The following is a 20,757-nucleotide window of genomic DNA, read 5'->3' as shown; positions in this document are numbered from 1 at the left end:
ATCGGGGTGATTCGGCCTCCTTCCTGTGGACTGGGACGGGTGACCGGCAGCCTTCAGGCCGCCGCTAGGGGACCGGACTCGCGGCGGCCTGCGGCGGCAGCGCCTCGGCCGGCTCGTCGCGGGCGCCGACGCAGCGCCCGAGCAGGCGCCCGAGGAGGCTGCCCAGGCTGTCCATCACCAGGAACACCGCCGGCACGAAGACCAGCGAGAGCAGCGTCGAGACGATCAGGCCGCTGATCACCGCCACCGCCATCGGCGCCCGGAACTCGCCGCCGACACCGAGCGCCATCGCGGAGGGCACCATGCCGGCCGCCATCGCGATGGTGGTCATCACGATCGGCCGGGCGCGCTTGCGGCCCGCCTCCACGATGGCGGTGACCCGGTCGACGCCGCGCGCCATCTCCTCCACGGCGAAGTCGACCAGCATGATGGCGTTCTTGGTCACCAGCCCCATCAGCATCAGGATGCCGATCACCACCGGCATCGAGATCGGCATGTTGAGGATGAGGAGGCCGAGGATCGCGCCCCCGATCGAGAGCGGCAGCGAGAACAGGATGGTCAGCGGCTGCAGGAACGAGCCGAACAGCAGCACCAGCACGGCGTAGACCATCATGATGCCGGCGCCCATCGCCATCAGGAAGCCCGAGAAGACCTCCCCCATGATCTCGGCATCGCCCGTCTGGCGGATCGTCACGCCCGGCGGCAGCGACTTCGCGGTCGGCGTCTCCAGGGCCCGGGCGATCAGGGACCCGAGGGCGTCGGATCCCTCCATGTTCGCCTCGACGGCGACGCGCACGACGCGGTCGTAGCGGTCGATCGCGCCCGGGCCCTGGTCGAGCTCGATATCGGCCACCGCCGCGAGGGGCACGGCGGACCCGTTCTTGGCCGGCACCTTCAGGTTCTCCAGCCGCGAGACCGCGCCGCGGGCGCTCTCCGGCAGCTGCACCCGGATCGGGATCTGGCGGTCGGCCGCGTTGAACTTGGCGAGGTTCAGGCCGATGTCGCCGAGGGTGGCGACCCGCACCGTCTCGGCGAGGGCGTCGGTCGAGACGCCGAGATCGGCGGCCACGCCTTCCTTGGGGCGGATGCGCACCTCGGTCCGGTTAAGGGGGGCCGTCGACATCACCGCCACGAGGTGCGGGATCGCCGCCATGTCGCGCTGCAGGCGCGCGGCGACCTCCGCCACCACCTCCGCATCGGGGCCGCCGACCACGAGGGCGAGGTCGCGCTGGCCGCTGTCGCGCAGGCTCCAGGAGCGGATGTCGGGCTCCTCGGCGAGGAGGCCCGCGATCTCGGTCTCGACCGCCGCCTGCTTCTTCGCGCGGCTGCTCTTCGGCGTCAGGTTGACCGTGAGGGTCGCGAGCCGCGTCTCCTTCTTGCCGCCGACCTGCCGGCCGCCGTCGACGAAGACCGAGGTCACCTCGGGCAGCGCGCGGATGCGCGCGACGACGCGGTCGGACACCGCGACGGTGTCGGCGAGCCTGGCGCCCGGGGCGAGCTCGACCATGAACAGGGTGCGGGCGTTGTCCTGCTTCGGCACGAAGCCGGACGGCAGCAGGCCGGTGGAGGCGAGCGATCCGGCAAACAGGGCGAGGCCGACCACCAGGGTGATCACCCGGTGCCGCACCGACCAGCCGACGAGGCGGCCGTAGGCGCGCATCACCGGCCCCTCCCGCTCCTCGGTGTGGGCGTGGTCGCGCAGGAAGTAGGCGGCGAGCATCGGGGTGATCAGGCGCGCGACGAGCAGCGACATGAACACCGAGACCGCGATGGTCAGCCCGAACTGGATGAAGTAGCGCCCGGCGATGCCGCCCATGAAGGAGACCGGCGCGAACACCGCGATGAGCGTCGCCGTGATGGCGATGACCGCGAGCCCGATCTCGTCGGCCCCCTCGATCGCCGCCCGGTAGGGCGACTTGCCGAGGCGCATGTGCCGGACGATGTTCTCGATCTCCACGATGGCGTCGTCGACCAGGATGCCGGTCACCAGGGTGATGGCGAGCAGGCTGATGCCGTTGAGGGTGAAGCCGAGGGCGTCCATGGCCCAGAAGGTCGGAAAGACCGAGAGCGGCAGCGCGACCGCGGCGATCAGCGTGGCGCGCCAGTCGCGCAGGAACAGGAACACCACCAGCACCGCGAGGAGCGCCCCCTCGATCAGGGTGTGCATGGCGGAATCGTAGCTGCCGATCGTGGCCGAGACCGAGGAATCGATCGGCTCGAACTGGATGTCGGGATCGCGTTCGCGGAACTCGGCGACGCGCCTCTCGACGCCGGCCGCGACCTCGGCGTCGCTCGCCCCCGAGCCGCGCGAGACCGTGAAGGCCACGACCGGCGCGCCGTTGAAGCGCGCGAAGGTGCGGGGCTCCTCGATGGCGTCCTCCACGGTCGCGAGGTCGTCGAGGCGGACCTTGCGCCCGCCCGGCAGCACGATCGAGGTGGCCTTGAGGTCGCGCACCGTGCGGGAGGCGGCGAGCGCGCGGATCGACTGCTCGCGTCCGCCGACCTCGCCGCGCCCGCCCGCCATGTCGGCGGAGGTGAGGCGCAGCTGCCGGTTCACGTCCGCCGCCGTGATGCCCAGCGCCAGCAGCCGGTCGGGCTGGAGCACGACCCGCATCTCGCGGGCGACGCCGCCGACCCGCTCGACGCCGCCGACGCCCCTTACGCCCTGGAGCGAGCGGGCGACCTTGTCCTCGACGAACCACGACAGCTCGGCCGGGCTCATCGCGGGCGCCTTCACGCCGTAGGTGAGGATCGGCAGGCCCGCGATCTCGACGCGGCTGATGACGGGCTCGTCGATGGTGCGGGGCAGGTTGATGCGGATCTTCGAGACCGCGTCCTTCACGTCGTTCACGGCCCGGTCGGAATTCACCTCGAGCTGGAACTCCACGGTCGTGACGGAGGAGCCCTCGGTGATCGACGAGGTGATGTGCTTGACGCCCCGGACGCCCGCGATCGAATCCTCGACCCACTTCGTCACCTGCGTCTGCAGCTCGGAGGGCGCGGCGCCGGACTGCGTGATCGCCACCGAGACGATCGGCAGGTCGACATTCGGCATGCGCGTGACCGCGAGCCCCCGGAAGCTGACGAGGCCGAGCACGATCAGCACGAGGAAGAGGACGAGGGGCGCGATCGGCTTGCGGATCGCCCAGGCGGAGACGTTCAGGCGCATCGGGGCAACCCGCTGGTGGGACGCAGGAGGGTGGCGCGGCCGGCTCAGGGCAGGCCGGCCTCGGCGGTGTCGTGCGGCGCGGGCGCGGCGGCGACCGCGGGGGCCGGGGCGGCGACGAGGACCGGGCGGACGCGGTCGCCGTCCCGCAGGAAGCTCCCGGCCCGGGCGACCACGCGCTCGCCCGGCGCGAGGCCGGTCCGGATCTCGATATCGTCGTCGTCGCTGAGGCCGGTCCGGACCTCGCGGGCCTCGACGACCTCGCCCGCGACGACGAGGACGCTGCTGCGCTTGGGCCCGCCGTAGAGGACGGAGGCCTGCGGCACCGTCACCCCGCGGGCGCGGGCGAGCTCCACCGCCCCGCGGGCGAAGGTGCCGATGCGCAGGCGCGGATCCGGCTCGAGGCGGACCCGGACCTTGCCGAGCCGGGTCGCCCTGTCGACCTCCGGGTAGACGGCCCGCACGCTGCCGGGCACGCGGGCGCCGGCCCCGATCTCGATCCAGGCGGGGCTGCCCTCGCGCAGGAGCGGCAGCCTGGTCTCGATGACCTCGCCCTCGAGCTCGATCTCTCCGCGGGCGATCAGGCGGAACAGGGGCTCGGCCGAGGCGGAGGCCGCCATGCCGACGCGGGCGGTGCGGCGGCTGACGATGCCGCCCTCCGGCGCCCGGATCTCGGTGCGGGCGAGACGCAGCTCCAGCTCGTCGCGCACGGCCTGGGCCTGGGCGAACTCGGCTCTGGCGATGACGAGGCCGTTGCGGGCGAAGGCGAGCTTGCCCTCGGCCTGGCGCAGGGTGGCCGTGCGGCCCTCCATCACCACCGCGGTGGCGTTGCCGGTCTGGATCAGCTGCTTCGCCCGGTCGAAGGCGAGGCGTGCCTCCGTCTCGGCGGCCTCCGCCTGCTCGATGCTGCTCTGGGCCTGCGGCACGGCGGCCCTCGCCTTGTCGACCAGGGCGCTCTGCTGGGCGAGCTGGCGGTCGATCAGGTCGCGCGACAGGCGCGCCAGGACCTGCCCGCGCGCGACGCGGGCCCCTTCCTCGACCAGCACCTCGGTGATGCGACAGCCCTCGATCTCGGGCGTCACCAGGATTTCGTCGCGGGGCACCAGGGTGCCGGTGACGACCACCGTCTCGACGATCTCGCGCCGCGACGCCTCGACCACGCTGACCGACGGCGCGAGGCTGGCCCTGGGCGCCGGCGCGGTCTCGGCGCGGGCGTGCCCGGCGGGCAGCCCGAGGGCGAGCGCCAGGATCGCGGGGCCGGCCACCTTGAGGGCGGGATTCATCGGGCGGTCTCCAGAACCGGGACGGAGGGGGCCGGCAGGCGGCCGGCCAGGCCCGCATCGAGCAGGGCCTCCAGCTGAGCGGCCGCCGGGGCCGGGTCGTAGTTCGGCCGCAGGGCGCGGTTGACGACGAGGCCCCGCATCAGCGCGTCCAGGGCCTCGTAGAGCGAGGCCGGGTCGCAATCCGGCGAGGTGGCGAGCGCCGCGATCGTGTCGATGAAGAAGCCGCGTCCTTCCTCGTCGAACCGCTCCGTCATGGCGGCGATGGCCTGGTTGCGGGTGGCCTCCGACCAGAGGTCGACGCGCAGCACCGCGGTCTCGCGCGAGACCGCCACGAAGTACTGGTTGATGATGCCCATCAGCACCGCGCGCCGGTCGCCCCCGCTCGCCAGCTGGCCGACGAGCGCCGCGCCGCGTTCGCGCTCCCGCTCGGCGAGGCCGAGGACGAGGGCCTCCTTGGACTCGAAGTAGTGGTAGATGTTGCCCGCCGTCATGCCGGCCGCGCGGGCGAGGTCCTGCATGGTGGTGCGGTGGAAGCCGTTGCGGACGAAGCAGGCCTCGGCGGCGTCGAGGATGTGCTCGCGCCGCGCCGATTGTCCGCTTCGCGCCTCGATGGCGCTGCCGGTCGCCGCGGTCACGACTGCGCCCTCCACGCCGCGTCCACGGGCTGAACGGCGCCGCAGGACCGGGGCTGCAGGTCGAGATCGGCGCAGAGGCGCGCCTGCCAGCCCTCCGGCCCGGCTCCGGTCCAGCCGACGAGCGCCAGCCAGCCGGCCAGCAGGACGCCGCCGAGCAGGAGGTTCGACGGCCGAAGGATCCAACGTAGCCCGTCCGGCGCGCGGGCGGCAGGCCGGGCGGAAGCCCGAGCGGACCGGAAGGCGGCCGCGCCGGCTTCGCCGGATCGACTGCGACGAGAGGAACGCATCACCGCCTCCTTGTGCATCCGGAGATCCTATTGAACGTTCATTCAGGAGTCAATGAACGCTCATTCAATCGCCGGTGCCGCGGCGCACGATCCGCGCCGAGGCGGTCAGGCCGGCCCTTCGCGCCCGCGGCGCGGAGCTGGGCTCCCTAATGGGTCCGGTCGAGCGCCCGGGCCGCCACGATGCCGGGCGCGGCCTGCTCGAGGGGCACGTCGAGCCGGAGGCAGACGCCGCCCGGGTCGAAGCTCATGTGGATCTCGCCATCGAGCTCCCGCTTGATGGCCCCCGTGATCAGCCGCGTGCCGAAGCCGCGGCGCTGCGGCGGGGCCACCGCGGGGCCGCCGCTCTCCTGCCATGTCAGGCGGAGGCGCGTCTCCTCGCCCGCACGGGCCGTCCCGCTGTCGCGACTGTTCCCGCCCTCGTGAGCGGACACGCTCCAGGTGATCCGGACGCGCCCGTCGGGGCGCGTCAGGGCGCCGTACTTCGCGGCGTTCGTCGTCAGCTCGTGCACCATCATGCCGATCGCCAGGACGTAGCGCGGCGCCAGGATGACGGGCGGTCCGTCGAGGACGACGTGATCGGCATCCCGGCGATAGGGGCCGAGCTCGTTCTCGAGGACCTCACGCAGAGCGGCGCCGCTCCAATCGTCCCGGGTCAGGAGGTCGTGCGTCTTCGACAGGGCGAGCAGGCGGGATTCGAGCTGGGCCGCGTCCTCCTCGCCGCCGCGGGATTGCCGGGCGAGCGCCTGCACGGTCGCCAGCGTGTTCTTCACCCGATGGTTCAGCTCGTGCAGCATGGTGGTCTGCTGATCCTGCAGGGAGCGGCTGCGGGCGAGCTCCTCCCTGAGGTGGTCCTGGTTGGCCTGGATCGAGCCGGCCATCGCGTCGAAGGCCTCGCCGAGCTGCCCGAACTCGGAGGGGCCGGCGATCCGCGTGCGGGCCCGCAGGTCCCCCGCGCGCCAGGCGGCCACGGTGCGCAGGAGCCGGTGCATCGGCCGGCGGATGAAGACCCGCCCGCCGACCAGGGCGCCGAGCCCCGACAGCACCGCGCCCGCGAGGATCAGGATGATGCCCCGCCGGGTGGCGGCATCGACATCCGCGAAGGCCAGCGCCCGGTCCCGCCCGATGACCACCGTGACGCCCTCCAGAACGCCCTGCGGACGCACGACGCCGACCACCCGCTCCCGGCCGTCGAGCCCCGCCACGATCCGGGCGGCATCCCGGTCCCGGGAGAGCCGGGCCAGCCGCTCCGGAGGCAGGGAGCGGCCGAGCCAGAGATCCTGGTCCGGTCGACGGACGAGGACGATGCCGTTCCGGTCGGAGACGGTCAGCGAGGTGCTCGCCTGCTGCACGAGCTGGCGAAGCCGTTCCGACAGCCAGGCGAGATCGATGCTGGCGACGAGCACGCCGACCGGCCGCGCATCGTCGTCGCGCAGGGGTTGGGCGAAATGCACCGATTCCCGCTCCGTCGCGACGCCCTGCGCGAAGCCGCCCATCGCGAACTCGCCGGTCGCGAGGACGCGCTGGTGGTAGTCGCGGCCGGCATTCGTGTAGGCGCCCGGCGCGGAGCCGAGGCTGTTGCAGAGGAGCCGCCCATTCGTCTCCGTCACCGCGATGAGGATGATCTGCGGGAGCTTGTCGATGATGCGATGGAGGTATTCGGTGCAGGATTCCGCGTCGCGCTGCCGGATCGCGGGCGTCTCGGCCACGATGTCGAGGGTCTGGTGGATGCTGTCGGCGAGCTGATCCAGATCCGCGGCGACGACGCGGGCGGTCGCGAGGGCGTCGGCCCGGACGGCCTCGTCCCGGTCCCTGCGCTGCGCGTACTCGTTGTAGCCCTGGATCGCGAGCGCCGGGGTCAGGGCGAGAGCCACCAGCGCCAGGACCCGGCTTGTCAGCATCTCAGGCCTCCCCCGCACCCGGCGCTCTGCAAGCACTCAAGCCGATGCCGCGTCCAAGTCGGCCAATCTGCGCGGAGTTGCGCCGCAAGGCAAGATCCTCTGCTGGGCTAAGCTCCCGGCGAATGGGTGCTGGCCTTTACAGGGTTCAGTATCGGCCCGGCACGATGATGCTCGATCATCCGTTTGTCCGATGAGCCGTGCTGTTCTTGTTGGAATTCTTGGTCTTTACATGAGGATTTCGTGAATGAAGACGCTCGGATCACATGGGCTGCTCTCAGATCTCAGGCCCCTGCCCCGCCGACCTCCCGGCGATTGGTCAAACCCGCGCGGGCAGGATCGAAGGTCGATGCCGGCGTCGCGTGTCCCCCGAGGCCCTGTCCCGCGCGGGTGACCGCCCTGAACCCTCGCCCGAGTCCGGGCTCGGGATGCGCGGGCTCGGGATGCGCGGGCTCGGGTTGCGATCGAGACCTGGCGCGGCGTCCTGCTCGGCGCGGCTGCCCCGATCGACGGCGATGACCGCCCGCACGAGAGGCTTGGTCCTCCGGCGGCCTCTCGGACAGGGACGGCCTTCGAGACCCGGAATGCGCCCGGCGGCCCCCGGGCCCAAATCTCCGGAGGATCCGCAATTCCTTCCCGCGGCCCGAGCGCCTACCTGTAGAGGATGCTCCGACCGAGGTGCCGGGGCACCGCGAGAGGCCGAGGGATCGAACGCCGTGAGACCGCTGAGGATCCTGTCCCCACGCCCGTCCTGGCCCCTCGGCGCTGCGGCCGGCGCGGTCCCGACGCCCCGGCCGGGGCGGGGCGACACCCGTTCCGACCGGGGCTCCTGAGCCGATGGCGGTCCAACTCGGCCTCGCCTTCGCGGCCGGCCTTCTGTCGGTCCTCTCGCCCTGCGTGCTGCCCCTGCTGCCCCTGGTTCTCGGCGCCGCCGCCTCCGAGCACAGGCTTGGTCCGGCGGCCCTCGCGGCGGGCCTCGCCCTGTCCTTCACGGCGATCGGCCTGTTCGTCGCCGCGATCGGCTTCGCGATCGGCCTCGACATCGATGTGTTCCGCAGGGTCGCGGCGATCCTCCTCGTCGGGGTCGGGTTCGTGCTGATGGTCCCGGCGGCGCAGACCCGCCTCGCGGTCGCCGCCGGCCCGGTCGCGAACTGGGCCGAGCACCGCTTCGGCGGACGCTCGGCGGCGGGCATGTCCGGGCAGTTCGGGGTCGGGCTCCTGCTCGGTGCGGTCTGGAGCCCCTGCGTCGGGCCGACCCTCGGGGCGGCCTCGCTGCTCGCCGCGCAGGGGCGCGATCTCCCGGCGGTCGGCCTGACGATGCTGGTCTTCGGTCTCGGCGCGGCCCTGCCCCTGCTGGCGCTCGGGACGCTGTCGAGGGGCCTGCTCCTGCGCGCGCGCGACCGGATGATGCGCCTCGGCAGGGGGCTGAGATTCACCCTCGGGGCGGTCCTCGCGGCGACCGGCACGGCGATCCTCCTCGGCGTCGACAAGGCGCTCGAGACCGCCCTCGTGAACGCCTCGCCGGATTGGCTGACCGCGCTCACCACCCGGTTCTGACGCTCGGGCTCCCCCGATCCCCGAGGCCGTGCCGGAGCCGGCGTTTGACGCGCCGGTGCAGGCTCGGATACGCGATGGCAGCCTCATCGGCGCGGGGCGCGGCGGCGCGGGAGCCCGTCGGCGGCGCTCCGGGGGCCGCGGCCGGTGATCGGAGACGCTGTTGGGAAGCCGCTACGGACTGGAGATTCGCACGGCCGTGGCGGCGGATGCGCCCAGCCTCTCCGCCCTGATGGAGGCGGCCGGCCACCCGGTGCCCGCGCATGCCCTGGCGGACCGGCTGGACGCGCTCCGCGACGGCCAGGGCACGGCGCTGCTCGCGCTCGAATGGGGGCCGCCGAGCGGGATCGTCGTGCTGCACTGGTATGCGGTCCTCGACCAGGATTCGCCGGTTGCCCAGGTCACGCTGCTCCTCGTCGGCCCGGAGGAGCGCCGGCGCGGGATCGGCCGCCAGCTCCTGAAGGCGGCGTCCCAGGCCGCCCGGATGGCGGGCTGCGGCGTGCTGCAGCTCCTGGCCCCTGCGGACCAGCCGAGCCTGCTGGACTTCTGCGGTGCGACCGGCTTCGTGGAGGCCGCGGGCTGCTTCGTCAGGCCCCTGCGGAAGAAAGGCTGAGGACGCCTCGTGAGACGGCTGGCTTTCCTGGACTTCGAGGCCTCTTCCCTCGGCAAGCAGGGCTACCCGATCGAGGTGGCCTGGGTGTTCGCCACCGGAGAGGCCGAGAGCTTCCTGATACGGCCGGCACCCGGCTGGACGGACTGGGATCCCGGGGCGGAGGCCGTGCACGGCCTCTCGCGCCCGCACCTGGCCCGGGAGGGCGCGCCGCACGATTGGGTCGCCCTGCACATGCTGACCGTCCTCCGGGACGTCGCGCTCTACGCCTCGGCGCCGTCGTGGGACGGCAAGTGGCTGAGCCGGCTGCTGCGCGGATCCGGGCTTCCGCGGCACGCCCTGCGGCTGCGCGACACCGAGGAGGCGCAACGCTGCAGCGTCCTGGAGATCCTCGACGCGGGCGGAATCCCACCCGACCGCCGCGGCGGCCTCGCGGCCAAGATCCTGGCTTCCGTCGGCAAGGACGACAGCGCGGCGGGGCCGCCGGCGCACCGGGCCCTCGCCGATGCGCGGCAGGAATGGCGCCTCTGGCAGGCCGCCTGCGACCGGGCTCGCGCCGAGACGGCGCGCCCCGGAACGAGGATGCCGGCCTGAGCACCGGATACGTGACGGGCTTCCCGGGCCAGGACCCGGCCGGCGACGACGAGATCGGCTGGGGCCGGCCGATCGCCCGGAGACGAGCTTCTCGCAGCCCGGCACGCCACCGACGCCGGGGGATTGCGCCGGGGGCCCTGCCGGGCCAGGACCGGACGCGGCCCCTCCGACGCGGTTCTGGGGCCCGGCGTCACCGGAGCCGACGTCACCACGGGGCGCTCGCGCGGGCGCAGCGCCCGCACCGGCGCGCCGTCCGGAGCGCGCGCCGCTCCACGGGAACCACGGTGTCTCGCTGAAGGCAGGATCCTCGGCGCGCCGGACGGTCCACCGACGCGGTCGGCGTTCGCCGCAGTTTCGGGAGATCTAGGCCCGAATCTGAAGATTGGGCTGCTCGTCGCGCCTGCGCCAATCCCGGAACAGCATCACGGTGAGTCCCGCCAGGACAGAAATGTAGCCGTAGAAAATAATGGCTTCAGGCATGGCGCGGTGCCCTACGATGCAGTCACTCCTTCGAAGCACAGTTTGTCGTCAGGCCGCAACTGATTTTCCGCGTTCTCCCAAATGTATATATTTCGCTGTATAGATGACGCCGCGATTTCCGATGTGTTGCCCGGACGCGGTGCGTTGTCGTTCTGCGCGGAAATCTTGGGATCCGACCTGCGCCCACCCGCCCGCTCGGAGGGCCGCGGGCCGGCGAAGGGGTGTCCGGGGAGAGCGCGTCCGCGCAAGCGCACCGAAATCCGGCGCACCTGCCCCTCGGGCGCGATCTCTGCTAGCGTCGCCGTTCGAGCCTCGGGGCGCGCGGCCGGTATCGTCCCTCGACGCGGCGGAGACCTGTTGCATGGCGGGAGTCTGACGGGTGGCAACGTTCAGCATTCTCGTGGCCTTCACGGTGCGCCTGCTCCTCATCCTCCTCTTCCTGCCCTTCAGCGCCCTGGACAAGATCCTCAACTTCCGGGGAGCGGTCGGGCAGGCCAGCGAGGCGGTGTCCTCGCGCCCTGCCGCCACGGCCCTGATCCTGACCGGGCTGTTCGTCGAGATCGTCATGTCGCTCGGTATCCTGACCGGCATCGCCGACCGCGCCGCCGCCTTCGTCCTCGCCGGCTATTGCGGCGTCACGGCCCTTCTGTGGAAGCAGTTCTGGAAGCCCGGCGACTTCTGGGCGGGCAGCGACAGCCGTGCCCGCGGGCTGTTCTGGGACTTCCTCAAGAACTTCGCCCTCGCGGGCGGCTTCCTGCTCGTGACCTTCGGAACGGGCGCGGCGACGGTCGACGCGTTCCTCTCCGACCCCTTCGCGTCGTCGCACCCGTACCGGCTCGCCGACCAGCCGGTCCGGCCGTGACGGGGGACTGAGCGGCCGGAGCCGGTCTGAAGCGCGTTCAGGCGGTGCCCCCGCCCGCACCGTTGTCAGGCCGCGCGGAACCGCCCAGACAGGTCGGCGATGCGTCGCGGGACGGACCGCGGCGGGGATCCCGGAGAGGTCACGCCATGGCCCACTTCATCAACGCACGCGAAACCCTCGTCACCGACGCCATCGACGGCCTGATCGTGGCGAGCGGCGGGCGCCTCGCCCGGCTCGACGGCTATCCCGAGATCCGCGTGGTCCTGCGCGCCGACCCCGATCCGGACAGGGTCGCGGTGGTGTCCGGGGGAGGCTCCGGCCACGAGCCGGCCCATGCGGGGTTCGTCGGGCCGGGCCTCCTGAGCGCGGCCGTCTGCGGCGACGTCTTCGCCTCGCCGTCCGTCGATGCGGTGCTGGCGGGGATCCTGGCGGTGACGGGGCCGGCCGGATGCCTGCTCGTCGTCAAGAACTATGCGGGCGATCGGCTGAATTTCGGGCTCGCGGCCGAGCGCGCCCGCGCCCGGGGCCTGCGGATCGAGACCGTGCTCGTCGCCGACGACGTCGCCCTGCCGGAGGCCAAGCAGCCGCGGGGCATCGCCGGCACGCTGTTCGTCCACAAGGTCGCGGGCCACGCCGCCGCCTCCGGCGCCGCGCTCGATTCCGTCGCGGCGCTCGCCCGCCGCGCGGCCTCGGCGGTGCAATCCCTCGGGATCGCGGTCTCGACCGCGACGATTCCGGGCGCCGAGCCCCAGCCGCGCCTCGCCCCGGGGCAGGCGGAGCTCGGGCTCGGGATTCACGGAGAGCCCGGCGCCGAGCGCATCGCGCTGCCATCCGCCGCGGACCTCGCAGGGCTGATGACGGCGCGCTTCGGGCCCCCGGTCGTCGGGGCGGAGCGGCTCGCGCTCCTCGTCAACAATCTCGGCGCGACGACCGCCCTCGAGATGCAGGTGCTGACCCGCGCCGTGCTCGACACGGACCTCGGCAGGCGCGTTCGCCTGCTGCTCGGCCCGAGCCCGGCCATGACGGCGCTCGACATGCACGGCGCCTCGCTCTCCTTCCTGCCCCTCGACGACGCGCTGGAGGCGGCGCTGCGCGCGCCGGTTGCGGTGCCGGCCTGGCCGCGCGCGCAGCCGGTGGCGCCCGCGGCGCCGGCGCGGCCCCTGCCCGAGGGACTGCAGCGCGAGGCCTTCGCGCCCTCGCGGGACGCCCTGGTGGCGGGACGGATCGAGGCGGTGGCGCGCGCGCTCGCCGCCGCGGAGGCCTCGCTCAACGCCCTCGATGCGCGGGTCGGCGACGGCGATACCGGCACCACCTTCGCGGGGGCCGCCCGCGCGGTGCTGGCCGATCTCGATCGCCTGCCGCAGGCCGACGCGCCCGCCCTCGCCCGGGCGCTCGCCGAGCGGATCGGCCGGGCCGCGGGCGGATCGAGCGGCGTGCTGGCCTCGATCTTCTTCGCCGCGACCGGCGCCGCCCTGGCCGGCGGGGCGGCCTGGCCGCGGGCGCTGGCGGACGGGGTCGCGCGGGTCCGGAGCTACGGCGGTGCCGCACCCGGCGACCGCACCCTGCTCGATGCCCTGATCCCGGCTGTCGCCGCCCTCGAGGCGGGGGGACTGGCCGGGGCGGCCCGCGCCGCGCAGGACGGCGCCCGCGCCACCGCCGCGATGGAGCGCGCCGCCACGGGCCGCTCGAGCTACCTCGCCGCAGGCGATCTCAGGGGCATCGCGGATCCGGGCGCCGCGGCGGTGGCGGAGGCCTTCTCGGCTCTGGCTTCGGCCTGACCGGCTGCGGCGGGCGGGCTATCGTCCGTCGGCCTTCACGATCCGCGCCAGATCGTCGGACTTTTCCAGCACCGAGAGCCAGAAGCCGCGCGGTTCGAGCTCCTCGGCGGCGCCCGCCTTCAGGTAATCGTCCAAGGCCGTGATGGCTTCCAGCCGCTCCAGCCCCGTCTCATGGGCGGCGAGGTAGTCGCTCAAAGCGGCACCGATCGCGTCGTCCGTCGTGACGCCGTGATCGGCCATGGTCTTCAAGGTGCTGAGGCAGTTTTCGAGATCATTCATCGCGTGAGCGTATCAACACGCCCGGCGGGTCGCCAGATCATCGGCCAGCGATGTTCACAAGCAACGCTGCGCTCAACAGAAAATCTGCGGTACTTGCATGGGTTATTCCGACCGTGCCGGATCTTGTGCTTTGGTGCAAGGCGGCGAAGAATCGGCATCCTCGACGCGCTCGGGATCTTGATCGCCGCGATGGGCTGATCGATGGATTGGCCCTCACGCCAATAGGGAGTTTCGTGTGCCGGACCCTGCCGAAGCGACAGCCGTCGACTTGTTTGGACTGACGGCCGACGTCGTCGCCGCCTACGTTTCCAATAATGTCGTCTCCGCCGCGGACCTGCCGGCGCTGATCCGCGGCGTGCATGCGGCGATGGATGCGGCCGCCAACAGCAACGTCCTGCAGGCGGCCGCCCCCGTGAGGCCGAGCGCCGCCCAGATCCGGAAATCCATCACCCCCGACCATCTCGTCAGCTTCGAGACCGGGGGCCGCTTCAAGTCCCTCAAGCGCCACCTCGCGAAGCTCGGCCTGAGCGCGGACGCCTATCGGGTCAAGTGGGGGCTGCCCGCGGATTACCCGTTGGTGGCGCCGGCCTACTCGGCGCGCCGGTCCGAACTCGCGCGCCAGATGGGATTGGGGAAGGGCCGAGGCGGGGCGGCGCGCGGCGACGAGCCTTGAACAGGCCGCCCCGGATGGTCGTGGTGCCGTGGTCTAAGAGGAATATAAGTCTCGACCCCTCTTTTCTCGGTTGCAGCGTGCTGCCATATAGGTCTCAGAAGTTCACACGGAGAGAAGCCATGAAGTGGTCCGCCCCCATCGTCCAGGAAGTCTGCGTCGGCATGGAAGTCACCAGCTACGAGTCGGCTGAGATCGACACCTTCCACTAAGCAGAGTTTCAGGTCATCGACTGATCAGGGCGGCCCGGTTGGGCCGCCTTTTTTGTTGCCGGATCGTGACGACTTGATCGATGCCGGCCCCTCGCGCCGGCGGGCTTCGCCTGAGCGTACCGAGCCCCGCCTGGATTGTGTGGCATGGACCCTGGGCCTGCCGTGCGGACCGGATCGATCGAGGCTTCGGGTCCCTGCACAGAAAAAGGGCCGCCCCTGAGGACGGCCCAAGTCTAGGGAGGAAACGCCCGCTAGGGCGGGTCGCAGGCATCGCGACGCCATCGCGATGCTGCAATGCGGAAAACCCGGCACGCGCGACCTTGTTCCCGATGAAGCAACCTCGGGCCCCGGCCCGTGCGAATGTGGGCCGTCCGGAGAGCGCCCGGATTGCGGGTCTCGACCGGCGGCGATCCGCGCGCGCCTTGCTGAGGACCGTCCCGCGACACCGACCCGACGCGCGGACGGGGCGCATCTCGATGGGGTCGCCGCGAGTTTTGGTCGGATTCGTACCGAACGGCGCGGCCTCTCGACGAGGCTCGATCCCGGCTTGAGCCAAATTTGTCCGAAGACTAGCCTGTCTGCCCAGATCGGTTCGGAGCGGTGTCATGAATGACGAGGGCCGCCTTCTCAACGCAGCGCTGATCCGTGACAGCCGGCAGGCTCGGGCCGATCTCGCGCGGGCGATTCAACGCTCGCGGGATCAGGTTCTGCGGTCTCGCGCGCTTCTCGGCGATTCGCCCGGGCCTCCGCCCGGCCTGCCGGCGCGCCCCCGCTCCGCGGTCGCGATGGCGATCCCCCGATAGGGCCGTCGGTCGCCGCCACCCGTCCGGCCGACGCAAGGCCCCGCAGTGATGAGCCCGGCGGGCTCCGGACGGGGCGCGTGCGTCACCCGCGCGGCGTGGCCGCGCGCACGGGAGCCTGCGAATTCCGGTGGAGGGAGGCCGTCAGGACATCGCCTCTCGGCGGCCCTCAATGCAGGAGGCCGAACGTCCGCGGGGCGCAGAGGCAGGCCTCCGAGAACGGCAGTTCCCAGATGAGCACCCCCCGTGCATCCGTCACGAGCAGCGTGGCCGAGGCGAGCTGCGCGTTTCCCTCGAGGCGCGCGTTCAGGAGTCCGACGACCTGCCGCCCGGTCGTCCAAGCCCCGCCGTCATCCGCCAGCACGACGCTTCGGATCGGCTTCACCGCGCCGTCGCCGAACCGGACACTGAACTGATACTGCGCCATCCTGCCGACAGCCCGTCATTTCGTGGAAAAGAAAATGCAAAATCTGCATTTTCGTTCCTTCGTCGGCTCAGCTCGAATTTTTTTCAGTATTTTACCGCTTGGGTAATCGCGCTCGACGTCTCAGCGCCCGCGAACTTGCGTGTATATCACTCCGCATGGAGGTTCGGTGAACACGCTTTGGTTCGTCATCGCCGCGATTCTTGTTCTTGCGATCAGCTCCAGCTACGCGTCGGTACGCTACTCACAACATCGACGTGGCTTCGAATTTCTCGCAGGAACGCTGCTTCTGGTGAGCTTGGGAATGATCAGCCGCAATCTTCATCTGTTCTTCTGAAGACGCAAATTCCGTCTCAGCGCGACGACATGCGGACCTGCCCGCGATGACGGCGCCCGGATACCGGCCGGCGCGATCCCGGGCGCTGCCGAGGTGCAGACCCGGACCCGCGGACGCGGCACGCCCCGCGTGACGTCAGGCGGCGGCGGCCTGGCTGTGATCGATGTGCCAGGCAGTCGAGAGGTCGAGGGCCGCCGTCAGGACGATCCGGTCCGCGGCATCGCGCACGACGACGCGGAGCTTCTGGTTGAGGTATCGCTCGGGCTGGTCGGCCGCGATCTGGCACAGGGCGCGGAGCGCCTCGTCGGAGATGGATTTCCGGTCGGCGCAGTCGGTCCCTTCGTGGTCGCAGGCCGACAACTTCAGATCGTGCACGTCAAAGAAATACCGAGCCACGGATCGATCTCCTGAACTGTGTTGGATGGTGGGGAACCGCCGCGCGCTCGGCTTGGCGAATCAAGTAGATGATTCACTATATCCGAGATCACCTAAGCTAAATCAACAGGTTAGAGCGTACGATGCGGTACGCTCGTGCCAAAATCTCGGCGTTAACGGATTTTTAACCTTTCGTGCTCGGGTTGAAAAACGTCGTCATCACAGCAATTTGCCTCCAGCCTCTCAGGCGATCAGCCATGTCCTGACGTGGCAGCTGGTGTGCGAGGCCGCGCGGCGATCGCATCCGCACCGCGCGCCGATCTCGGGCGATGCGGCGCGTGCCGCCCGGATGACGAAATCCGCCTCAGTGGAGCGGCGTCGCCGGCGGCGGCAGGCCGAGCGCCCTGGCGACGTGGCGGAGCTTGTCGGGGTTTCGCGTGATGAAGATGCCCGCGACCTTCCCGTTCTCGACGGCGAGCGCCGTCACCTGCAGGACGCCGCCGCGCTCGAGGCTGGCGAAGCCGGGCAGGCCGTCGACCCGGATCGCCCTGAGGAAGGTCGCCGGCTGGACGGCCTTGCGGGCGAGGCCGCGGAACAGGCGCAGGATGCGCTCCGCCCCCGCGATCGGGTTGGGAAAGGCGTGGACCTTGCCGCCCCCGTCCGAGCGCATCACCACGCCGTCCGACAGCATGGTCCGGAGCGCGCCGAGGTCGCCGCTGCGCGAGGCCGCGAAGAAGGCCTCGGCGATGCGGTCGCCCTCCTCCCGGGCCACGGGATAGCGCGGGCGGTCGGCCTGGACGTGCCTGCGGGCACGCACCGCGAGCTGCCGGACCGCCGCGGGATCGCGGTCGAGGGTCGCGGCGACCTCGCCCAGGGGCAGGCCGAAGACGTCGTGCAGGAGGAAGGCCGCCCGCTCCAGCGGGGACAGCCGCTCCAGCGCCATCATCAGCGTCAGGGTCAGGTCGTCGCCCGCTACCGCCCCCTCCTCCGGCATCTCGACGAGCGGCTCGGGCAGCCAGGACCCGACATAGGTCTCCCGCCGGGCCCGGGCCGACTTCATGGCGTCGAGGCAGAGCCGCGTGACGATGCGGGACAGGAAGGCCGGGGGCGCCTCCACCCCGGCATGGTCGACCTGCCACCAGCGCAGCCACGCGTTCTGGACCACGTCCTCGGCCTCGGCCACCGAGCCCAGCATCCGGTAGGCGAGGCGGAGGAGGCGCGCGCGGTGCGCCTCGAAGACGTCGGTGCCCGCCTCATCCGGCATCGCGCGAGGGATCCGGGTTCTGGACGCCGCGCAGGCCGACCTGCAGCCGGTTCCACAGGTTGATCGCCCCGATCTGCAGCGTGAGCTGCACCTGCTCGTCCGGCGTGAACGCGGCCTCCAGCGCCGCGTAGACCTCGTCCGGCGCCCCGGTCTCGGCGATCCGGGTCAGGGCCTCCGTCCAGGCGAGCGCCGCCCGCTCCCGGTCGCCGTAGAGGGTCGATTCCCGCCAGGCGTTCAGCAGGTAGATCCGCATCTCGCTCTCCCCGTGCCGGCGGGCCTGCGTCGCGTGCAGGCCGATGCAGTAGGCGCAGCCGTTGATCTGCGAGGCGCGCAGCTTCACGAGTTCGAGCAGGCCGCGCTCCAGGCCGCTCGCCTGGATGCTGGCCTCGAGCGCCATCATGGCCCGGATGCCGGCCGGCGCGTGCGCGTAGGGATTGTCGACGCGTGGGGTCATGATTCGTCCTCCATCTCGGCGGCGGGTCCGGTGACCTCAAGGGACCGGGGTCGTGAGGGTCGTCTCGCTGGTGTCGACGACGAAGACGGCGAGGAGCCGGGCGGGCTCGCTCCGGCTCGCGTTGGCACTGACGCCGTGCCGGTCGCCCGGCAACTCGGCGAAGCTCTCCCCGGCCCGGTAGACCCGCTCCGGCCCGTCATTGACCTGGCTGCGGATCGCGCCCTCCAGCACGGTGGCGTAGATGAAGGCGCTCGGTGGATGGGTGTGCGCGGGGGACGCGCCGCCCGGCCCGTAGGCGACGAGCACGCCCTTCAGGCTCTTGCCCGGAACGTTCGGGAGCGCGTGGTCGAACACCACCGTCACGGTCGCGTCGACCGTCCCGGTCGCGTCGGCGGTGGCGCCGGGGTGGGGGGCCTCGTGCGCGCCGGCGGCGCCGGCGAGGGCTGCCGCCAGCGCGACGGTGCAGATGAGTCTCTGGAGCATCGGACATCTCTCATGGGGTCGAGCATGCAGGGGGTCGGGCAAGCATGGGTCGGGCAAGGCCGGCCGGGCGATCCGGCAGCCTTCCGGGGCGCGGATCCGGGCGCAGGTTACGCCGGGACCGGGTGTCGGCCCAGCCACGTCCCGAAGCGCGTCGCGGCGAGGCGCGCGTCGGGTCCGGGCACCAGGGAGCGCGCCTCGAGCGTGACGCCGAAGTAGCGGGCGCTCGGGTCCGTCACGACCATGCGCGCGTCGCCCAGGGTCCCGAGGTAGCGGCGGACGAGGTCGTCGAGGCGCAGCACCTCGGGACCGGCGATCTCGATCTGACCGTCGGCGGGGCTCGCGAGCGCGATTGCGGCGAGGGCCGCCGCCACGTCGTCCGACGCGATCGGCTGCACCAGGGCCGAGGACAGGCGCACGGTCTGCCCCTCGGTGGCCGATCGGGCGATGCCGCCCACGAACTCGAAGAACTGCGTCGCCCGCACGATCGTGTAGGGGATGGGGCCGCCCCTGATCAGGGTCTCCTGCGCCAGCTTCGCGCGGAAGTAGCCGCTGGCCACGAGCCGGTCGGTGCCGACCACCGAGAGGGCGACGTGATGCCTCACGCCGGCCGCGGCCTCGGCGGCGAGCAGGTTGCGCCCCGAGCGCTCGAAGAAGTCGAGGACCGCCCGATCCTCGAACGAGGGGGCGTTCGCCACGTCGACGACGATGTCGGCGCCGGCGAGCGCGTCCGCGAGCCCCTCCCCCGTGACGGCGTTGACGCCCGTTCCCGGCGAGGCCGGGAGGACCGCGTGGCCCCCCTGCCGAAGCCGCTCCACGAGCTTCGCCCCGATCAGCCCGCTGCCGCCGATGACCACGATCTTCATGCCGGTCTCCCGCGTCCTCAGTCGCGCGCCCCGCATTCTCCGGTGCGCATCCGGACACAGGACGAGGCAGCCTCGGCGGCTGTGACATCGCGGCGGAATTTCTTCGACGCGGGACGCGGCCCCGCGACCGGCGCGAAAACCCGCCGGCGCGCCGTCAACCCGTCCCGTCGCCCCGCAGGGCCGCCTGGAACTCCGCCTCGGGGAGCAGCGCCCCGCCGGTGGTCCAGACCACGTGCGTCGCACGGTCCCCGCCCGGGGGGGCCGGCAGGGCGGCGAGGAAGGGCCGCACCGCCGCGAACCCGGCCGCGGCGGAGGGTTCGAGGCGCAGTCCCGCCCCGGTCCAGAGCTCGCGCAGCCATGCGCTGAGATCGGCGTCCGACACGGTCACGACCGCCTCGATCAGCGGCCCGACCGTCCGGGCGACGCGCATCGACGCGCTCGCCACCGCGAGGCCGTCCGCTTCCGTGCGGTTGTCCAGCCCGACCTCGTAGACGCTGACCGGCCGTTCGAGCCCGGCCGCGAGCTGCACCAGCATGCAGGGGGCGGCGACCGGCTCCACGAAGATGCAGCGGACGGCGTCGCCGAACAGCAGCGTCAGGCCGAAGCTCACGCCCCCGGGCGCGCTCCCGACGCCGCAGGGCAGGTAGACATAGAGCGGGTGATCGCGATCGACCGCGACGCCGGCGGCCGCGAGCTGGCGCCTCAGGTCGAAGGCCGCCGTGGCGTAGCCGAGGAACAGGTCGAGGGAATCCTCGTCGTCGACGAAATGGGCGTCCGCCCGGTCCGCGAAGGCGGCCCGGGCCGCCGCGACCGCGCTGCCGTAATCGCCCGCATGCTCGACGACCTCGGCGCCGATCTCGCGCAGGCGCTGCTTCTTCCAGGCCTTGGCGTCGTGGGACATGTGCACCTCGACCCGGAAGCCGAGGGCGCGCGCCATCACGCCGACGCTGAAGCCGAGATTGCCGGTGCTCCCGACCGCGACCGTGTGGGCGCCGAACAGGCGCCGGGCGTCCGGATCCGCGAGCCGCGCATAGGTCTCGCCGGGCCTGAGCAGCCCCTGCGCCAGCGCCAGCGCCTCGGCATAGACCAGGACCTCGTAGACGCCGCCGCGGGCCTTGATGCAGCCCGTGACGGGCAATTCGTGATCGGCCTTCACCCAGACCGCGCCGCCCTGCCCGCCCGCGACGCGCCGGGCCATGGGGGCGGCCAGGGCACGGAAGGGCGAGTCGATCCGGCCGGTCCCGAGGGCGTCGAAGAGGTGCGCCAGCAGCGGGTCGAAGCGGCGCCAGCGGGCCTCCGCCGCCTCGACGTCGGCGCGCGTGAGCGTCAGCGTCGGGAGGATGTCGTCGGCGGCAACCCGGCGCGGGTTGAGCCAGACCGTCGGCCGCGCCTGCCGAACCGCGAGCGGCACCGCCTCGCGGATCTCCGAGGTCCCGATCGACCCCGGCACGG

21 protein-coding genes are annotated in these 20,757 nt (G+C 72.2%); 8 read left to right on the top strand and 13 right to left on the bottom strand.

What is annotated here, in order from left to right; all coding sequences use genetic code 11:
- Positions 1-64: 64 nt before the first annotated feature.
- The 5 genes from F6X51_RS08745 to F6X51_RS08725 form a co-directional block, all read right to left on the bottom strand.
- The gene (locus F6X51_RS08745; protein WP_150962833.1) at positions 65-3,169 is read right to left on the bottom strand and encodes an efflux RND transporter permease subunit; all 3,105 of its coding nucleotides are present in this window, start codon (positions 3,167-3,169) and stop codon (positions 65-67) included.
- 44 nt (positions 3,170-3,213) lie between these two features.
- Complete coding sequence (locus tag F6X51_RS08740; protein WP_150962832.1) at positions 3,214-4,449, bottom strand: efflux RND transporter periplasmic adaptor subunit; 1,236 nt, start codon at positions 4,447-4,449, stop codon at positions 3,214-3,216.
- Positions 4,446-5,084 (bottom strand): TetR/AcrR family transcriptional regulator, encoded by a 639-nt coding sequence (locus F6X51_RS08735; RefSeq protein ID WP_150962831.1) that lies wholly within the window; start codon positions 5,082-5,084, stop codon positions 4,446-4,448. The genes F6X51_RS08740 and F6X51_RS08735 overlap by 4 nt, the downstream gene beginning before the upstream one ends.
- Entirely contained in the window at positions 5,081-5,389 is a 309-nt protein-coding gene (locus F6X51_RS08730) for a hypothetical protein (RefSeq protein WP_150962830.1), read from the bottom strand. The genes F6X51_RS08735 and F6X51_RS08730 overlap by 4 nt, the downstream gene beginning before the upstream one ends.
- 128 nt (positions 5,390-5,517) lie before the next feature.
- Positions 5,518-7,269 carry a sensor histidine kinase gene (locus F6X51_RS08725; protein ID WP_150962829.1) on the bottom strand — a complete coding sequence of 584 codons (1,752 nt, stop codon included), beginning with the start codon at positions 7,267-7,269 and terminating at the stop codon, positions 5,518-5,520.
- Between the two features lie 834 nt (positions 7,270-8,103).
- Between F6X51_RS08725 and F6X51_RS08720 the strand changes: the two genes are divergently transcribed.
- The 5 genes from F6X51_RS08720 to F6X51_RS08700 all read left to right on the top strand — a co-directional run bounded on the left by F6X51_RS08720 (position 8,104) and on the right by F6X51_RS08700 (position 13,144).
- Positions 8,104-8,823: a cytochrome c biogenesis CcdA family protein gene (locus F6X51_RS08720; RefSeq protein WP_150962828.1), complete on the top strand. Its 720-nt coding sequence runs from the start codon at positions 8,104-8,106 to the stop codon at positions 8,821-8,823.
- A 160-nt stretch (positions 8,824-8,983) separates the two neighbouring features.
- Positions 8,984-9,433, top strand: coding sequence for a GNAT family N-acetyltransferase (locus F6X51_RS08715; protein WP_150962827.1), 450 nt, complete (start codon positions 8,984-8,986; stop codon positions 9,431-9,433).
- 9 nt (positions 9,434-9,442) lie between these two features.
- A complete protein-coding gene (locus F6X51_RS08710; RefSeq protein WP_210250292.1) occupies positions 9,443-10,024 on the top strand; it encodes a 3'-5' exonuclease in 582 nt (193 codons plus the stop codon).
- Positions 10,025-10,883: 859 nt separating this feature from the next.
- Positions 10,884-11,366: a DoxX family membrane protein gene (locus F6X51_RS08705; RefSeq protein WP_150962826.1), complete on the top strand. Its 483-nt coding sequence runs from the start codon at positions 10,884-10,886 to the stop codon at positions 11,364-11,366.
- 146 nt (positions 11,367-11,512) lie between these two features.
- The gene (locus F6X51_RS08700; protein ID WP_150962825.1) at positions 11,513-13,144 is read left to right on the top strand and encodes a dihydroxyacetone kinase subunit DhaK; all 1,632 of its coding nucleotides are present in this window, start codon (positions 11,513-11,515) and stop codon (positions 13,142-13,144) included.
- 18 nt (positions 13,145-13,162) lie between these two features.
- On the opposite strand, the gene F6X51_RS08695 is transcribed toward F6X51_RS08700, so the two are convergent.
- Entirely contained in the window at positions 13,163-13,423 is a 261-nt protein-coding gene (locus F6X51_RS08695; protein WP_150962824.1) for a hypothetical protein, read from the bottom strand.
- 235 nt (positions 13,424-13,658) lie between these two features.
- Between F6X51_RS08695 and F6X51_RS08690 the strand changes: the two genes are divergently transcribed.
- Together F6X51_RS08690 and pqqA are read left to right on the top strand one after the other, a co-directional pair.
- Positions 13,659-14,096 (top strand): MucR family transcriptional regulator, encoded by a 438-nt coding sequence (locus tag F6X51_RS08690; RefSeq protein ID WP_150962823.1) that lies wholly within the window; start codon positions 13,659-13,661, stop codon positions 14,094-14,096.
- Between the two features lie 119 nt (positions 14,097-14,215).
- Positions 14,216-14,305, top strand: coding sequence for a pyrroloquinoline quinone precursor peptide PqqA (gene pqqA / locus F6X51_RS08685; protein WP_109888207.1), 90 nt, complete (start codon positions 14,216-14,218; stop codon positions 14,303-14,305).
- A gap of 969 nt (positions 14,306-15,274) precedes the next feature.
- Here the strand turns inward: pqqA and F6X51_RS08680 are convergent.
- A complete protein-coding gene (locus F6X51_RS08680; RefSeq protein ID WP_150962822.1) occupies positions 15,275-15,532 on the bottom strand; it encodes a hypothetical protein in 258 nt (85 codons plus the stop codon).
- 166 nt (positions 15,533-15,698) lie between these two features.
- Between F6X51_RS08680 and F6X51_RS27775 the strand changes: the two genes are divergently transcribed.
- Positions 15,699-15,866 carry a hypothetical protein gene (locus F6X51_RS27775; protein ID WP_191970043.1) on the top strand — a complete coding sequence of 56 codons (168 nt, stop codon included), beginning with the start codon at positions 15,699-15,701 and terminating at the stop codon, positions 15,864-15,866.
- Positions 15,867-16,001: 135 nt separating this feature from the next.
- Here the strand turns inward: F6X51_RS27775 and F6X51_RS08675 are convergent, their stop codons facing one another.
- The 6 genes from F6X51_RS08675 to F6X51_RS08650 form a co-directional block, all read right to left on the bottom strand.
- Entirely contained in the window at positions 16,002-16,262 is a 261-nt protein-coding gene (locus F6X51_RS08675; protein ID WP_150962821.1) for a DUF6894 family protein, read from the bottom strand.
- 343 nt (positions 16,263-16,605) lie between these two features.
- Positions 16,606-17,505 (bottom strand): sigma-70 family RNA polymerase sigma factor, encoded by a 900-nt coding sequence (locus F6X51_RS08670; protein WP_150962820.1) that lies wholly within the window; start codon positions 17,503-17,505, stop codon positions 16,606-16,608.
- Positions 17,495-17,959, bottom strand: a complete 465-nt coding sequence (locus F6X51_RS08665) for a carboxymuconolactone decarboxylase family protein (protein ID WP_150962819.1) — start codon at positions 17,957-17,959, stop codon at positions 17,495-17,497. Before F6X51_RS08665 ends, F6X51_RS08670 begins: the two co-directional genes overlap by 11 nt.
- A gap of 36 nt (positions 17,960-17,995) precedes the next feature.
- Positions 17,996-18,442 carry a cupin domain-containing protein gene (locus F6X51_RS08660; RefSeq protein ID WP_150962818.1) on the bottom strand — a complete coding sequence of 149 codons (447 nt, stop codon included), beginning with the start codon at positions 18,440-18,442 and terminating at the stop codon, positions 17,996-17,998.
- A gap of 107 nt (positions 18,443-18,549) precedes the next feature.
- Positions 18,550-19,305, bottom strand: a complete 756-nt coding sequence (locus F6X51_RS08655; RefSeq protein ID WP_150962817.1) for an SDR family oxidoreductase — start codon at positions 19,303-19,305, stop codon at positions 18,550-18,552.
- Between the two features lie 154 nt (positions 19,306-19,459).
- Positions 19,460-20,755, bottom strand: a complete 1,296-nt coding sequence (locus F6X51_RS08650) for a D-serine ammonia-lyase (RefSeq protein ID WP_150962816.1) — start codon at positions 20,753-20,755, stop codon at positions 19,460-19,462.
- Positions 20,756-20,757: the final 2 nt, after the last annotated feature.

Source organism: Methylobacterium planeticum, assembly GCF_008806345.1.
Classification (GTDB): domain Bacteria; phylum Pseudomonadota; class Alphaproteobacteria; order Rhizobiales; family Beijerinckiaceae; genus Methylobacterium; species Methylobacterium planeticum.
The sequence above is the reverse complement of the archived record's forward strand: the minus strand, read 5'-3'. Positions and strand labels throughout refer to the sequence as shown.